Source organism: Aureimonas ureilytica DSM 18598 = NBRC 106430 (assembly GCF_000382705.1).
Lineage (GTDB): Bacteria > Pseudomonadota > Alphaproteobacteria > Rhizobiales > Rhizobiaceae > Aureimonas > Aureimonas ureilytica.
On sequence record NZ_ARQE01000002.1, the window covers coordinates 216,843 to 232,280 of the forward strand.

Annotated in this window: 11 protein-coding genes; 6 read left to right on the forward strand and 5 right to left on the reverse strand. The window is 65.8% G+C overall.

Annotation, left to right across the window (positions count from 1 at the left end):
- Positions 1-85: 85 nt before the first annotated feature.
- The 4 genes from topA (at position 86) to rpmG (ending at position 5,953) form a co-directional block, all read left to right on the forward strand.
- Positions 86-2,827, forward strand: a complete 2,742-nt coding sequence (topA, locus tag B146_RS0104825; protein ID WP_019995290.1) for a type I DNA topoisomerase — start codon at positions 86-88, stop codon at positions 2,825-2,827.
- Between the two features lie 8 nt (positions 2,828-2,835).
- Complete coding sequence (gene rnr, locus B146_RS25050) at positions 2,836-5,130, forward strand: ribonuclease R (protein ID WP_019995291.1); 2,295 nt, start codon at positions 2,836-2,838, stop codon at positions 5,128-5,130.
- A complete protein-coding gene (locus B146_RS25055) occupies positions 5,130-5,573 on the forward strand; it encodes a DUF983 domain-containing protein (protein WP_081630912.1) in 444 nt (147 codons plus the stop codon). Before rnr ends, B146_RS25055 begins: the two co-directional genes overlap by 1 nt.
- Positions 5,574-5,785: 212 nt before the next feature.
- Positions 5,786-5,953: a 50S ribosomal protein L33 gene (gene rpmG, locus B146_RS0104840; protein WP_019995293.1), complete on the forward strand. Its 168-nt coding sequence runs from the start codon at positions 5,786-5,788 to the stop codon at positions 5,951-5,953.
- Positions 5,954-6,416: 463 nt separating this feature from the next.
- Here the strand turns inward: rpmG and B146_RS0104845 are convergent, their stop codons facing one another.
- Both B146_RS0104845 and B146_RS0104850 read right to left on the reverse strand, forming a co-directional pair.
- The gene (locus B146_RS0104845) at positions 6,417-7,787 is read right to left on the reverse strand and encodes a PleD family two-component system response regulator (RefSeq protein WP_019995294.1); all 1,371 of its coding nucleotides are present in this window, start codon (positions 7,785-7,787) and stop codon (positions 6,417-6,419) included.
- A gap of 3 nt (positions 7,788-7,790) precedes the next feature.
- Positions 7,791-8,162 carry a response regulator gene (locus B146_RS0104850; RefSeq protein ID WP_019995295.1) on the reverse strand — a complete coding sequence of 124 codons (372 nt, stop codon included), beginning with the start codon at positions 8,160-8,162 and terminating at the stop codon, positions 7,791-7,793.
- A 103-nt stretch (positions 8,163-8,265) separates the two neighbouring features.
- Here B146_RS0104850 and B146_RS0104855 point away from each other — a divergent pair, with 103 nt between their 5' ends.
- Both B146_RS0104855 and B146_RS0104860 read left to right on the forward strand, forming a co-directional pair.
- A complete protein-coding gene (locus tag B146_RS0104855; RefSeq protein WP_244498161.1) occupies positions 8,266-8,592 on the forward strand; it encodes a DUF3572 domain-containing protein in 327 nt (108 codons plus the stop codon).
- Positions 8,592-9,251: an HAD family hydrolase gene (locus B146_RS0104860; protein WP_019995297.1), complete on the forward strand. Its 660-nt coding sequence runs from the start codon at positions 8,592-8,594 to the stop codon at positions 9,249-9,251. Before B146_RS0104855 ends, B146_RS0104860 begins: the two co-directional genes overlap by 1 nt.
- A 42-nt stretch (positions 9,252-9,293) precedes the next feature.
- Here the strand turns inward: B146_RS0104860 and dnaE are convergent, their stop codons facing one another.
- The 3 genes from dnaE to B146_RS25060 all read right to left on the reverse strand — a co-directional run bounded on the left by dnaE (position 9,294) and on the right by B146_RS25060 (position 15,415).
- On the reverse strand, positions 9,294-12,764 hold the full coding sequence (dnaE, locus tag B146_RS0104865) for a DNA polymerase III subunit alpha (RefSeq protein ID WP_026358334.1): 3,471 nt from the start codon (positions 12,762-12,764) through the stop codon (positions 9,294-9,296).
- Positions 12,765-13,181: 417 nt separating this feature from the next.
- A complete protein-coding gene (locus B146_RS0104875) occupies positions 13,182-14,738 on the reverse strand; it encodes a GMC family oxidoreductase (protein ID WP_019995299.1) in 1,557 nt (518 codons plus the stop codon).
- Positions 14,735-15,415 (reverse strand): gluconate 2-dehydrogenase subunit 3 family protein, encoded by a 681-nt coding sequence (locus B146_RS25060; RefSeq protein ID WP_019995300.1) that lies wholly within the window; start codon positions 15,413-15,415, stop codon positions 14,735-14,737. The genes B146_RS0104875 and B146_RS25060 overlap by 4 nt, the downstream gene beginning before the upstream one ends.
- Positions 15,416-15,438: the final 23 nt, after the last annotated feature.

The following is a 15,438-nucleotide window of genomic DNA, read 5'->3' on the forward strand; positions in this document are numbered from 1 at the left end:
GACCCACGCGCCTCGGCTGTCCATGTGAACGAAGCGATATTCCGGCGCGTCGGCAGCGATCGACCGCCTATTCCGGGACGTGCAAATGGAAGTGGTCATCGTCGAATCGCCCGCCAAAGCGAAGACGATCAACAAGTATCTCGGCAGCAACTATACGGTGCTCGCCTCCTTCGGTCACGTTCGGGATCTCCCGGCGAAGGACGGCTCCGTGCGTCCCGACGATGACTTTTCCATGGACTGGGAAGTCGACAAGCCGTCCCAGAAGCGCCTCAGCGACATCGCCGCCGCCCTGAAGAACGCCGACGCCCTGATCCTGGCGACCGACCCGGATCGCGAGGGCGAGGCGATTTCCTGGCATGTTCTGGAGGTTCTCAGGCAGAAGAAGGTGCTGAAGGACAAGCCCGTCAGCCGCGTCGTCTTCAACGCCATCACCAAGAAGGCCGTGCTCGACGCGATGGCCAATCCGCGCGAGATCGACGTGCCGCTGGTGGACGCCTATCTGGCGCGCCGCGCGCTCGACTATCTCGTCGGCTTCACGCTCTCCCCCGTTCTCTGGCGCAAGCTGCCGGGCGCGCGCTCGGCCGGTCGCGTCCAGTCCGTCGCGTTGCGCCTCGTGTGTGATCGCGAAGGCGAGATCGAGCGCTTCAAGACCGAGGAATATTGGCAGATCGCCGCCAAGCTTGCGACGCCGCGCGGCGAGGATTTCGAGGCGCGTCTGACGAGCTTCGAAGGCGAGCGGCTCCAGCGCCTGTCGATCAACAACGAGACGCGCGCCTTCGCCATTCGCGACATGCTGAACGGCGCTTCGTTCCGCGCCGTCAGCGTCGAGGCCAAGCCCACCAAGCGCAATCCCTCGCCGCCCTTCACGACCTCCAGCCTGCAGCAGGCGGCGTCCGCCAAGCTCGGCTTCGGCGCTTCGCGCACGATGCAGATCGCGCAGCGTCTCTACGAGGGCATGGATATCGGCGGCGAGACGGTCGGTCTCATCACCTATATGCGTACCGACGGCGTTCAGATGGCCCCGGAAGCCATCGACGCCGCGCGCGCCGCGATCGGCGAGACCTTCGGTGCGCGCTACGTGCCGGAGAAGCCCCGCGTCTATTCCACCAAGGCCAAGAACGCGCAGGAAGCCCACGAGGCCATCCGCCCGACGAGCTTCATGCGCCATCCGAAGGACATGGAGCGCTTTCTCGACAAGGATCAGGCCCGGCTCTACGATCTGATCTGGAAGCGCGCCATCGCCAGCCAGATGGCATCGGCCGAGATCGAGCGCACGACGGTCGAGATATCAGCCGAAAACGGGCCACAGAAAGCGCAGCTTCGTGCCACGGGCTCGGTGATCCGCTTCGAGGGCTTTATCGGCGCCTATCAGGACCACCGGGACGATTCCAAGACGCCGGCCGAGCAGGAGGCGGAGGAAGACGATTCCGCCCGCCTGCCCGAGATCAAGGCGCAGGACGGGCTGAAGAAGCTCGCTGTCAATCCGACCCAGCATTTCACCGAACCGCCGCCGCGCTTCTCGGAAGCCTCGCTGATCAAGCGCATGGAAGAGCTCGGCATCGGTCGCCCGTCGACCTATGCCGCGACGCTCCAGACGCTGCAGGACCGCGAATATATCGTGCAGGACAAGCGCAAGCTCCTACCCGACTCCAAGGGTCGCCTCGTCACGGCCTTCCTGCACAATTTCTTCGAGAAATATGTCGAGTACGATTTCACGGCCGATCTCGAAGGCCAGCTCGACCGCATCTCGGCAGGTGAGCTGTCCTGGAAGGACGTGCTGCGGGAGTTCTGGAAGGACTTCTCCGCCCAGGTTGACGGCACGAAGGAACTGCGCGTCACCGACGTTCTCGACGCGCTGAACGAGGAATTGGCGCCGCTGGTCTTCCCGGATCGCGGCGACGGCACCGATCCGCGCGCCTGCCCGCGCTGCGGCCAGGGCAAGCTCAGCCTCAAGCTCGGCAAGTTCGGCGCCTTCGTCGGCTGCTCGAACTATCCGGACTGCGGCTTCACGCGCCAGCTCGGCTCCAATCTCTCGGCCGAGGCCGTGGATGGCGACGGCGGCTTGAACGAGCCGAAGGATCTCGGCAGCGATCCCGACACGGGCGAGCCGATCACGCTGCGTTCGGGCCGCTTCGGCCCCTATGTCCAGCGCGGCGACGGCAAGGAAGCCAAGCGCTCCTCCCTGCCGAAGGGCTGGCAGGTGGCAGAGATCGATTTCGAGAAGGCGCGAAAGCTGCTCGGCCTTCCGCGCGAAGTGGGGCTTCACCCCGAGAGCGGCAAGCCGATCCTGGCGGGCCTCGGCCGCTATGGCCCCTTCCTCCAGCATGACGGCGGCTACGCCAATCTGGAGACGATCGACGACGTGTTCGAGATCGGCCTCAACCGGGCCGTGACCGTCATCGCGGAGAAGAAGGAAAAGGGTCCGCGCGCCCGCTCGACGCCCGCCGCGCTCGCGACGCTCGGCGAGCACCCCGATTTCGGCGGCGAGATCACCGTTCGCGAAGGGCGCTTCGGTCCGTACGTGAATGTCGGCAAGATCAACGCGACGCTGCCGAAATCCAAGGACCCGGCCTCGGTGACGCTGGAAGAAGCCATCCAGCTTCTGAACGAGCGCGCCGAGAAGTCCGGCAAGGCCCCCAAGAAGGCCGCGCCGAAGAAGACGGCGGCCAAGAAGAAGACGGACGATGCGGCCGGCGACGGCGCGGAGAAGCCGAAAAAGGCGGCACCGCGCAAGGCCCCCGCGCGCAAGAGTGCGGCGGCCGCCGAAGCCCCGCCGAAGCCTGCGGCGCCCAAGACCGAACTGATCAAGGCCGCGAAGGCGAAGTAAGGAGTTCCATGGCCAAGCGAGCGATCCCGACCACCGACGAACGCTCGCTGAGCCGGGAAGCGGTTCTGCGGTTCATTGCCGACAACCCGCAGCGGGCGACCAAGCGCGACCTCGCCAAGGCTTTCGGCGTGAAGGGCGCGGCCCGCGTCGCGCTGAAGGACATCATCGCCGACCTCCAGTCCGAAGGGCTGCTCGGCGGCGGTCGCAAGCAATACACGCGGCCCGGCGCACCGCCCGCCATCACGGTTCTCGAGATTCGGGACCGCGACGACGAAGGCGGTCTTCTCGCCGATCCCGTGGGCTGGGACGAGACCGATCTCGGCCCCCGGCCCCGCTTCGCGGTTCGCCAGAAGCGGGACCAGGCCGCGATCGCGGGCATTGGCGACCGCATTCTCGCGCAGCTCGACCACGACGCGCCGGAAGGCCCGGTCGCCGAGGTGATCCGTGTGCTCGAGCGCAAGACGGCGCGCGCGCTCGGCGTCTTCCGCGCGACCCAAGGGGGCGGCGGCCGCGTCGAGCCCGTGGAGCGGCGGCAGCTCGAATTCGTCGTCGGCCCCGGCGACACGCGCGGTGCCAAGGACGGCGACCTCGTGGAAGTCGAGCCCTCTTCCCGCGTTCGCTCAGGCCTGCCGCTTGGCTCCATTGCCGAGGTGATCGGCTCGCTTCACACCGAGAAGGCGATCTCCACCATCGCGCTTCACGCGCATTCGATTCCGCATGTCTTCCCGAAATCGGTGCTGGACGAGGCAGAAGCCGCCGGCCCGGCCACGATGCAGGACCGCGAGGACTGGCGCGACCTGCCGCTGGTGACGATCGACCCGCGCGACGCCAAGGACCACGACGACGCGGTTCACGCCGCGCCGGACGGCGACCCGGCCAATCCCGGCGGCTTCGTCGTCACCGTCGCGATCGCCGACGTCTCCTGGTATGTCCGGCCGGGTTCGAAGCTCGATGCCGAAGCCCGGCTGCGCGGCAATTCGGTCTATTTCCCCGACCGCGTCGTGCCGATGCTGCCGGAGCGGATCTCCAACGATCTCTGCTCGCTGCGCGACGGCGTCGACCGGCCGGCCCTCGCGGTTCGCATGATCTTCGACCGCGACGGCGACAAGCGTTCGCATCGCTTCCATCGCATCATGATGCGCAGCCACGCCAAGATCGCCTATCAGGACGCGCAGGGCGCGATCGACGGCGCGGAGGGTCTGGTCGATCCGAAGATCGTCGCGGACGTCCTGCGCCCGCTCTGGGACGCCTATGCCGTGCTGAAGCGCGGGCGAGACCGGCGCGCGCCGCTCGATCTCGATCTGCCTGAGCGCAAGATCGTGCTCGATGCGGCCGGCCGGGTGGACCGGGTGATCATCCCCGACCGCCTGGACGCGCACAAGCTCATCGAAGAGTTCATGATCCAGGCCAATGTCGCGGCGGCCGAGGGGCTGGAACAGAAGGGCCAGGCGCTGATCTACCGCGTCCATGACGCGCCCTCGCTGGCGCGTCTGGAAACGCTGCGCGACTTCCTGCGCACGCTCGACCTGCCGCTCGCCAAGACCGGGGCGCTGCGCCCCGCGAACTTCAACGGCATTCTCCAGGCCGTGAAGGACACCGACCACGAAAGTCTCGTCAACGAGGTGGTGCTGCGCTCGCAAAGTCAGGCGATCTATTCGCCCGAGAATATCGGGCATTTCGGCCTGAACCTGATGCGCTATGCGCATTTCACCTCGCCGATCCGCCGCTATGCCGACCTCATCGTTCATCGCGCGCTGGTGAAGGCGCTGGGTCTGGGCGCCGGCGGTCTCGTCCGCGAGGAAGAAGAGCATCTCGAAGAGATCGCTGAGGCCATCAGCCAGGCCGAACGGCGCGCCATGGCGGCCGAGCGCGACACGGTGGACCGCCTGATCGCGCATCACCTCGCGGACCGGCTGGGCGAGGAGTTCGAGGGCAAGATTCAGGGCGTCACGAAGTCCGGTTTGTTCGTCCAGCTGCCGACATTCGGAGCCGACGGCTTCATTCCGATCTCGACACTCGGGGCGGACTATTACCATTATGACGAAGTCGGCCATGCGCTCGTCGGCGAACGCTCCAAGCGGGGCTTCCGGCTGGGCGATACGGTCGAGGTGAAGCTCGTCGAGGCCGTGCCGCTCGCCGGCTCCATGCGCTTCGAGATGCTGTCGGAGCCGAGGGACCTCCCCGCGACGACGGGGTCCTTCCACAAGGCGGCGCGGCGCAGCCATCGGCTGCATCGCCCGGGCCGTCCGACGAAGGGCTCCGGCAAGGGTCCGAAGGCGGTCGGCCGAGGCAGGAGAAAATGATGAGGGCCCTGGATCACCCCCGCGACGCGACAGAGACGGAGTGGCAGGACGGGGATAGCGCCGCGCCGCGCGACACAATGCGAGCCATGGCGCGTGGCTTTGCGATGAAATGCCCGCATTGCGGCCGGGGGCGCCTGTTCTCCGGCTATCTGCGCAGCGTCGATCGGTGCGAGAGCTGCGGCGAGACCTTCCACCACCACCGCGCCGACGATCTGCCGCCCTATCTCACGATCTTCATCGTCGGCCATCTCGTGGTCGCGCTGTTCATGGGTGTGGAACAGGTGACGGTCCTGCCGCTCTGGGCGCATCTGGCAATCTGGATTCCCGTCACGATCCTGCTTTCCCTCGCTCTTCTTCGCCCGCTCAAGGGCACCACGATCGGCCTGCAATGGGCGATGCGGATGCACGGGTTCGGCGGTCGCGCGGAGGAAAGCGACGTCTGACACCTCGGCCCTTCGGGCCAGGACCTTGACTTCGGCGCGGCCTTGAGTAGTGTCCGCGACGATAAGGGCAAACGGCTTCGTGGGCCCTCTCGGCCTGTGCCGCTCGGCGGAACGGGCTCGAACCAATCTAGAATGTCCTGCCTTCCCCGTGCGACGCCTGTCCGGCCCGCCGTCAGACGCAGGGCCATGTTTCGCCAGGATGGACGCACGCAATGGCCAAGGCTACCACGATCAAGATCAAGCTGCTCAGCACCGCTGACACGGGCTTCTTCTACGTCACCACCAAGAACAGCCGCACGATGACCGACAAGATGGTCAAGACAAAGTACGATCCGGTCGCGCGCAAGCACGTCGAGTTCCGCGAGACCAAGATCAAGTAATCTGGTTTTCGTTCGAACGAATGCGAACGCCGCTCCCTCGGGGGCGGCGTTTTTCGTTTCAGGGATGTGTGCCGCTCGCGCCGATTTGAGCCGTCATGCGCGCAGGATCGCCCCGATGGCACGTGGGAAAGCCGGCGAGCGAATGGAATGCCGACAAGCCGAAGTCCCGCTCCTTCGCGGCAGCTGAGGCCGGGCGAAGCGAGCAAGGTCAAGACGAATGGTGAGTTTGGTTTGAGTGGTCGGCCGGCGTGCCGATCGCGGTACGAGGATACCGCCTGTGACCAGCTGCCGGCCGACCGCCCCACGGGACCCAGGAGATGCGGCGGACCTGAGCATTCCATGGGGAAACTGGGGGACAGGCCCTTGCCTGTCGACACCGTAACCCTTGCCCCTCAGACTTGCCGAGAATCGAGGGGGAATCAATTCCGATAATGCAAAATGCCACCACTCCCTTCAGGAATGGTTAAGCACCCACGGTCGGCCCGAGCTCAGCGACCTCGACCTTGTTCCGGCCGTCCCGCTTGGCCTTGTAGAGCGCCATGTCGGCCCGCTTCATCAGGCCTCGCTGGCCGTCGGCGGCCAGGCTGCCGACGCCGATACTGGTGGTCAGCGCGATCGTATGGTCCTGAACGCGAAGGGGCTCGGCCTCGATACCGCGACGAAGACGCTCCGCCGCGCTCAGCGCCGCGGCGATCTCCGCGTCCGGCATGATGATCGCGAACTCCTCGCCGCCGATTCGCGCGGCCAGGTCGCTGGCGCGCAAACCCCGCTTCAGATGTTCGGCGAATTGGCGTAGCACCTCATCGCCCGCATCATGCCCGTAGGTGTCGTTGATCCGCTTGAAATGGTCGATGTCGAGCATCAGGACGCAGAGCGAGCGATTGTTACGCTCCGCATGTTCGATTGCCTGCGTCAGATGCCCGTCGAGAAAGCGCCGGTTGTAGAGGCCGGTCAGCGGATCGATCGTCGCGAGCTCGATCGTCGAGAGCAGGCTGCGCCGCAAGCTCTCGTCGTAGCGCTTGCGCTTCAGCTGCGTGCGGATGCGGGCCATCAGCTCGTTCTTGTCGAGCGGGCGTTGGCAGTAATCGTTGGCGCCGAGTTCCAGTCCGCGAACCACGCGCGGCTCGTCCTCGGGCGACGCGATGAGGAGGATCGGCGTCTGCCGCGTCGTCTCGTTGGAGCGCAGACGCGAGCAAAGGCGGAGCGGGTCGAAGCTCGCGGCCTGAAGATCGACGATATAGAGATCGAACGGGTCGGCCGCATGAACCGCGGAGTCGGGATCGTTGGTCGGCGAGAAGTCGTGATCCGAGCCGATCAACCTGATGAGGCGGACGGCCTCTTCCCGGCTTTCCAGAACCGCGCAGATGCGCCCTTTTCGGTCCGCGACCTCCATCGCCTGCTGCCAGGGCTCGATCATGACCCGCGCCGTCGTTTCGGCACGCACGCGCAGTTCGTCGGTCAGGATCTTCAGCCGCGTCAGGCTTCGGATGCGCGAAAACAGTGGCAGGGCGCGCACGGGCTTGGTGAGGAAATCATCGGCGCCCGATTCGAGACCGCGCACCCGGTCCTCCTGCTGGTCGAGCGCCGTCACGAGAACCACGGGAATGTGGAGCGTGGCCGGATCGGCCTTCAGCCGCCGGCAGACCTCGTACCCGTCTAGGCCCGGCATCATCACGTCGAGGAGAACGAGGTCCACCATCTCGCGATGGCAGATCTCCAGCGCTTCCTGGCCGGACGACGCCAGCAGTACGTCGTAATACTCCTCGGCCAAGAGCGCCTGCATCAGGCGCAGATTGACCGGCATATCGTCGACGACAAGGACGCGAGCGGACATGGCTCAGGCGTCGCCGAGAAAGGACTTGATGGTCTCGATGAACTTGAGGACGGAAATCGGCTTGGAAATATAGGCTTCGCAGCCGCCCTTGCGGATTCGCTCCTCATCCCCCTTCATCGCGAAGGCGGTGACGGCGATCACGGGAATCGAACGCAGCTCGGGATCGGCCTTCAAGTCGCGCGTCACGTCGAGGCCGGACACCTCGGGGAGCTGGATATCCATGAGAATCAAGTCCGGATGATGCTCACGCGCGAGATCGACCGCCGTCAGACCCGACCGGGTCTGAACCGTGCGATAGCCATGGGCCTCGATCAAATCGCGGAAGAGCTTCATATTCAGCTCGTTGTCCTCGACGATCATGACGGTCTTGGTCATACGCATCCCTCTGCCAGACGCGGTCGCGTCCGGTTTTTCGACCTTCAATAGGCAAAGTTAGGGCAATTTGATTTAACAATTCGGCAATCCCATCTTCGGGAGGTTGAAGGATCCGGTTATGATTAACGACACCTTCCGCAGCGGAAATGACGACGCCCAACAAACCGCGACGGGTCTGGCGATCGAGGCGCTGTCCTTCATCGCCAGCGACGGAACCTTGTTCAGCCGCTTCCTCCGCCTGACGGGTCTCGAGCTCGAAAATCTGCGCCAAGCGGCCGACGAACCAGCTTTTCTGGCCGGTGTGCTCGACTTTCTCCTGTCGGACGACCGCACGCTGACCGAGTTCGCGGCGCATATCGACGTGCCGCCGGAGCGAGTCGCGGCCGCCCGGCGCGTGATGGCGGGGCCTTACGCGGAGTCCTATTCCTGATGGCGACCGTCGGCCCGGCGATCTCCGAATTGCCGAAGCATCACGATTCGCTCGTCGTATGCGATGTGGACGAGGTGATTCTCCACTTCATTGCCCCGTTCTGCGATCTTCTGGCCGAGCATGGCGCCCGGCTGCATTTCGAGAGCTTTCGCCTGACCGGGAACGTGCGGTCCCTTTCGACCGGCGCGGCCGTATCCGGGCATGAGCTCGATCGCATCACCGAGCTTCTCTATGCCCGGCAGATCGACCTGCAACAGCCCGTCGACGGTGCGAGGGAGGCGCTGGCCGCGCTGCGCGAAAAGGCCGACGTGGTTTTCCTCACGGCCATGACCCCGAGCTACCATGCCGAACGGCGAGCCCTTCTGGACCTCCACGGTCTTCATGATCCGCTGATCGCGACCGAGCGCTCCAAGGGCGGCGTTCTCGCCGAAATGCGCGAGCGCTGGCGCGGCCCGATCGTCTTCGTGGACGATCTGCCGCCCAATCTCGAGGGCGCACGCCGCAGCGTGCCGGATATCCGCCTTGTCCATCTCATGGCCAATCGCGAATTCCGGGCCCATCTGCCCGCTATGCCGAGCGGCACGATTCGCGCCGAAGACTGGCCGGATGCCGCGCGGCAGATCGCGGGAGTGCTTGCGGAAGCCGCGCCAGCTTCGTAGCGGTTCGCGATCCGGAAAGGCCGGTGATCGGCCTTTTCGGCGTCAGGTGAGTTCGACGTCCACGACGCCCGGCGCCGCCTTAATCGCGCTCGCGATCTGCGGCGAGACCCGGAACTTGCCGGGAAGCGCGATCTCCACCTCCCGCTCGCCGTCGGCCGGGCGAAGGATCAGGGAGATGTCGCTGTCCCCCCCGGCCCTCAACTGGCTCTGGAACAGCGAGAAGGGCTTGGCATCGCGCAGGATGATGCGCAGCGCCTTCTGCATCTTCTCCGCCTCGCTTTCCAGCGATTGCACGCCGGAGGCGCGCAGCGAGATGCCCTCGGGGCGATCCTCGGCCGAGACGGTCACGATCACCGATGCACCCGGCTCCAGCATGTCGCGGAAGGTGATCAGGGTCTCCGTGAAGAGGACGACTTCGTACTGCCCCGTCGGATCGGACAATTGCACGATGCCGATCTTCCCGCCGGTGCGCGTCTTGCGCTCCTGGCGCGACGTGACGGTTCCCGCCAGCCGGCCCGCCGTCTGCCCCTTGCGCACGCCCGCCACGACCTCGGCATAGGTCTGGACGCGCATGCGCTTCATGGCGTCCTTGTACTCGTCCAGCGGATGGGCCGAGAGGTAGAAGCCGATCGACTGGAATTCGCGCAGCAGCTTGTCGGCGGTGGTCCAGCCCGGCACCTCGGCAAGGCGCAGCGGCTCCGGCTCGCCGCTTCCGCCGAACATGTCATGCTGGCCGGAGGTCCGTCCCTCCTGCGCCAGCGCGGCATAGGCGGAGAGCTTTTCGAGATTGCCGCAGAGCTTGGCCCGGTCGTGACCGAAACAGTCCAGCGCGCCGGCGGCGATCAGATGCTCCAGCGTGCGCTTGTTGACGATCTTCGGGTCGATCCGCGCGCAGAAATCCTCGAGGCTCTTGAACGTGCCGCCGTCCTCGCGCTTCTGCACGATATGGTCCACCGCCTGCTCGCCGACGCCCTTGATGGCGGCGAGCGCATAGATGATCCGGCCGTCCCGCACTTCGAAGGGGCGGTGCGAAAGCTGAACGGAGGGCGGCACGACCTCGATGCCCAGGCGCTTGGCGTCGAGGCGGAAATCGTTGAGCTTGTCCGTGTTGCCCATGTCGAGCGTCATGGACCCGGCCAGGAACTCGACCGGATAGTTCGCCTTCAGATAGGCCGTGTGGTAGGAGACGAGCGCATAGGCGGCCGCATGGCTCTTGTTGAAGCCGTAGTCGGCGAACTTCGCCAGAAGGTCGAAGATCGTGTTGGCCTGCGCCTTCGGAATCCCGTTCTTGACGCAACCATCGACGAAGCGCACGCGCTGCACGTCCATCTCCGCGCGGATCTTCTTGCCCATGGCGCGACGCAGGAGATCGGCCTCGCCCAGCGTATAGCCGGACAGGACCTGCGCGATCTGCATGACCTGTTCCTGGTAGACGATCACGCCCTGCGTTTCCCGAAGGATCGGCTCGATCTTCGGGTGGATGATCTCGACCTCTTCCTCGCCGTGCTTGCGGGCGTTGTAGACCGGGATGTTCTCCATCGGGCCGGGGCGATAGAGCGCCACCAGCGCGACGATGTCCTCGAACCGATCGGGCCGCATGCCGATCAGCGCCTTGCGCATGCCGACCGATTCCACCTGGAACACGCCGACCGTTTCGCCGCGCGTCAGAAGCTCGTAGGTCGGCTTGTCGTCCAGCGGCACGGCGCCGAGATCGATCCGGTCCCCGCGCCGGGCAATCAGGTCCACGGCCGTCTTCAGCGTCGTCAGCGTCTTCAGGCCGAGGAAGTCGAACTTCACGAGCCCGGCCTGCTCCACCCATTTCATGTTGAACTGGGTGACGGGCATGTCGGATCGCGGGTCGCGATACATCGGCACGAGCTTCGACAGCGGCCGGTCGCCGATCACGATGCCGGCCGCGTGGGTCGAGGCGTGGCGGTAGAGGCCCTCGAGCTTCAGCGCGATGCTGAGGAGGCGATCCACCACCTCTTCCTTGCGACGCTCCTCCTGAAGGCGCGGCTCGTCCTCCAGAGCCTGCGCCAGGGTCACCGGATTGGCGGGGTTCTGCGGCACGAGCTTGCAGAGCTTGTCCACATGCCCGTAGCTCATTTCGAGCACGCGACCGACGTCGCGCAAGACAGCGCGCGCCTGCATGGAACCGAAGGTGATGATCTGCGCGACCTGCTCGCGTCCATATTTGCGCTGGACGTAGCGGATCACCTCTTCGCGGCGATCCTGGCAGAAGTCGATGTCGAAATCGGGCATCGACACGCGGTCGGGGTTGAGGAAGCGCTCGAACAGGAGGGCGAAGCGGAGCGGGTCGAGATCGGTGATCGTCAGCGAATAGGCGACGAGCGAGCCCGCGCCCGATCCGCGACCGGGGCCGACCGGAATGCCTTCCAGCTTCGCCCATTTGATGAAGTCCGACACGATCAGGAAGTAGCCGGGGAACTTCATGCGCTCGATGACCGAGAGCTCGAATTCCAGCCGCTCGCGATAGGTCTCGACCGTCTGGCCGGGCGCCGGACCATGGGCGGCCAGACGCGCCTCCAGCCCTTCCTCCGCCTGACGGCGAAGCTCGGCGGCTTCCGCGAGTTCGGCCTCGGTCGCATCCGCGTCGGCGCCCGCGAAACGCGGCAGGATCGGCTTGCGCGTGCGCACGCGGTAGGAGCAGCGCCGTGCGATCTCGATCGTGTTCTCGATCGCCTCGGGCAGATCGGCGAAGAGGACCGCCATGTCCTCCTGCGATTTCAGGCAATGATCGCGCGTCAGCCGGCGGCGATCCTCGTGGCTGACGAGCCGGTTCGAGGCGACGGCGATCAGCGCGTCATGCGCGTCGAAATCCTCGTTGCAGAAGAAGAAGGGCTCGTTGGTCGCGACCAGCGGCAGGCCGAGTTCGTAGGCGAGCGCCACGGTCTCGGGTTCGGTGCGGCGGGCCCGTCCCTCGTGCCGCTGCAATTCGACATAGAGTCTGTCGCCGAAGAAGCCCGCCAACGTTTCCAGCCGCGCGCGCGCGACCGCGCTTTGCCCGGCCGTGATGGCGGTGCCGATCGGCCCGAGCGGACCGCCGGTCAGAGCGATGACACCCTCGGCCTGCTCGCCCAGCCATTCCACGAGAACGTGCGGGCGCATATTGCCGTCATGGGCGAGATAGGAGCGCGAGACGAGTTCCACGAGGTTCTCGTAGCCCCTCTCGGTCGACGCCATCAGAACGATCGACCCGGTCGATCCGAAACCGGACCGATCGCGCGGATTGCCTTCCACATCGTGGAAATCGACTTCGATCTGGCAGCCGATGATCGGCTGAATGCCGGATTTCGCCGCCTTTTCGGAAAATTCCAGCGCACCGAAGAGATTGCCCGTGTCGGCAATGCCGATCGCCGGCGCGCCGTCGCTTTTGGCGAACTTGATGATCTGCTCGGTTCGCAAGGCGCCTTCGAGTAGCGAATAGGCGCTGTGCACCCGAAGATGAATGAACCGCAGCGGCGCAGCGGCGCCCGTCTTCTCTTCGGCCATGACGCAATCCTCGGGGTCGGCGCGGGCACCATCAAGGCACCCGCCGAGCCGTGCATCGACGTCGAGCCGCTCGCGCGACTCGCTGTCCATGTCTTCGGCAAGGAATTCGTCAGTGTCCCAATTCATAGGCCAGAGTCCAGCCCACCTCGGAGGATGTCCCCGTCTTTCGACGGCGGAGCGATCACATCAGTTGAAGCATCATGGCGAAGCCCGCGACGAAGACGGACACGGCGGTGAGCGAGGCGATTTCTCTGAGAACCAGCATTTCGATCTCCTTCAGCTTGCGTTCCTACTTTGTTCCAGTTTTACGGAAACTGCAAGAACAAATGCGGAACGAGATCGGAAGCCTTATCAAAACGTAAAAAAGCCCGACGCCGAGGCGTCGGGCTTCGAACCTGTCGATGCCGAGGAAACGGGTCAGCCGGCTCGCGAGCGACCGAGGAAATGATCGGCGGTGCGAAGACTGAGCGCCATGATCGTCAGCGCCGGGTTGGCCGCGAGCGAACTCGGAAACACCGAATTGTCGGCGATCCAGAGGTTGGGAATGTCGAAGCTTTGGCCGAACGGATCGACCACGTTCTCGCTCGCGTCCCTCCCCATCCGGCAGGTGCCGATCGTGTGCGCCGTGCGGTCGAGCACCCAAATGTCGCTCGCCCCGGCGGCTTCCCAGATCGAGGTCATGAAGCGCACCGCGTGAGCGCGCAGTCGTTTCTCGTTCTCGCCATAGCCGAACCGGATGATGGGCTTCGGCATTCCGCGCCCGTCCGTCTCGTCCGACAGGACCATGTAATTGTCGTCGCTCGGCAGGCCTTCGCCGTTTATGCCGATCCCGGCGACATGGTTGTAGCGGTCGAGATAATCCGTCAGCCGCTGGCCCCAAAGGCCGCGCCCGCGCGCCACCTGATCGGCCCATGTTTGCAGCACCACGCCGAGGCTCTGCACGAGATAGCCGCCCGCGAAATCCGCGTCGCCGGGGCGCAGCATGTCCTCGGTGATCAGGGCGGACGGATAGCCCTTGTTCATCCGCATTTCCTGCGGGAACGTGCCCCAGACCTGCGTCGCGACATGGGCCGTGTAGTTGCGCCCCACCTGCCCGCTCGAATTGCCGACGCCCTGCCGCAGGAGAAGGCGCGGCGTCTCGATCGCGCCGGCGCACAGGAAGACATTGGCGCAGCGCTGCCGCTTCTCCTCGCCGTCCTGCTGATAAACGACGGCGCAGACGCGCCCCTGCGAGTCGAATTCGAAATGCGTCGCGAAGGAATTGGGGCGAATCTCCGCGCCCCGTGCAACGGCGAGCGGAAGATAGGTCACGTCCATCGAGGTCTTGGCCCCGTTCCGGCAGCCCTGGTGGCAGTAGCCGCAGTTCACGCAAGCCCCGCGAGCCGGCGCGCCCTCCTGCTCGAAGCGCCGTGAGACGACCGCGACGGGCCCGTCACTCGCTCGGGCACCGATCGCCGCGCATCCGGCGGCCATGGCCTCTGCGGGTGCGTTCCGTAGGACCGGCGGCAAAGCGTAGCCTCGAGCCGGGTCCCACGGATAGGAGGGCGGACCGGACACGCCGACGAAGCGCTCGATCTCCTCGTAATAGGGCACGAGTTCTTCGAGCCGCAGCGGCCAGTCACGCCCCTGCCCCGTTTCGGTGCGCAAGCGCAGGTCGCGCGCGTCGGCGCGCGGCACGAAGGCGCCCCAATGCAGCATCGAGCCGCCGACCCCGACGCCGCTATTGTTGGCCCCGAAGGCCTCCGGCGTCGCGCCGCCGCTGATCCGCTCGTCCATCCAGTAGAGGTCGGAGGACAGCGCCTCGTCAGCCGCGTATTCATCCTGCGAGCGGTTGGACCCCGCCTCCAGCGCGACGACCCGAAGCCCCGCCTTCGCGAGCCGAGCCAGAAGCGGCGAGCCGCCCGCTCCGGTTCCGATCACCACCGCGTCGACGGTCTCGCCCGGCTGGTACCGCGCCATCTGATCGAGCCTCATCGAACGGCCTCCCGCGCCGGGGTGGTCCCGACAGGCTGTGGCTCCCAGGATTCGCGCCGGTCGATACCGATCTCGCGGAACCCGGCAAAGCCCTCCCCCGCACGACCGCCATTGGCGAAGCCCGAATAGCCGATCCGCGCCATGATGGCGGGATGGGCGACGTAATGGCGAACGGCGTCGGAGCGCACCTCTTCGAACCACAGCGCCATCTGCTCGGCATCGAACGGCGCGGCAACTGTGGGGGCGACCACCTGCGTGGTCTGGATGGCGTCGAGCAGGCTGTCCTGCTCCTCGCCGGACAGATCGGCGAAGCGGCGGCCGTTCGACGCTTGTGCGATCGCGTCGAGCGTATCGAGCCCGGCCTTGTAGGCCTCCGGGTCGGTCGGCAGGGCCTCGTAGCGCCAGCCATTGCCGTCCTGCTCGTCCATCATCCGATCGAGCCGCAGTGCCAGATCCATGCCGTAATCACCGGCCGCCGGGAGAACACGCGCGAGCATGGCGCGCAGCGCTTCGATCTGTACGGACGACATGGAGCGGGGTGCGCCGGAAATGTCGTCGATTTCAGCGCGCTCGGCGAGCGCCTCGCGCAGCCTGCCGCTGACCCGATCGGCGGGAACGAGGTCTGTGCAAAGAGGCGGATGCGCGGCGGCCGCTTCGGTTCGAAGAACGCTGGACAAGGGCAGTTCCCATCAGTTGGAAC

Coding starts and splice junctions, on each gene's coding strand:
- B146_RS0104845 (WP_019995294.1), bottom strand. CDS start 7,787: ATGTCCGCTCGCGTCCTTGTCGTCGACGATATGCCGGTCAATCTGCGC.
- B146_RS25055 (WP_081630912.1), top strand. CDS start 5,130: ATGAGGGCCCTGGATCACCCCCGCGACGCGACAGAGACGGAGTGGCAG.
- dnaE (WP_026358334.1), bottom strand. CDS start 12,764: ATGGCCGAAGAGAAGACGGGCGCCGCTGCGCCGCTGCGGTTCATTCAT.
- B146_RS0104850 (WP_019995295.1), bottom strand. CDS start 8,162: ATGACCAAGACCGTCATGATCGTCGAGGACAACGAGCTGAATATGAAG.
- rpmG (WP_019995293.1), top strand. CDS start 5,786: ATGGCCAAGGCTACCACGATCAAGATCAAGCTGCTCAGCACCGCTGAC.
- topA (WP_019995290.1), top strand. CDS start 86: ATGGAAGTGGTCATCGTCGAATCGCCCGCCAAAGCGAAGACGATCAAC.
- B146_RS0104860 (WP_019995297.1), top strand. CDS start 8,592: ATGGCGACCGTCGGCCCGGCGATCTCCGAATTGCCGAAGCATCACGAT.
- rnr (WP_019995291.1), top strand. CDS start 2,836: ATGGCCAAGCGAGCGATCCCGACCACCGACGAACGCTCGCTGAGCCGG.
- B146_RS0104875 (WP_019995299.1), bottom strand. CDS start 14,738: ATGAGGCTCGATCAGATGGCGCGGTACCAGCCGGGCGAGACCGTCGAC.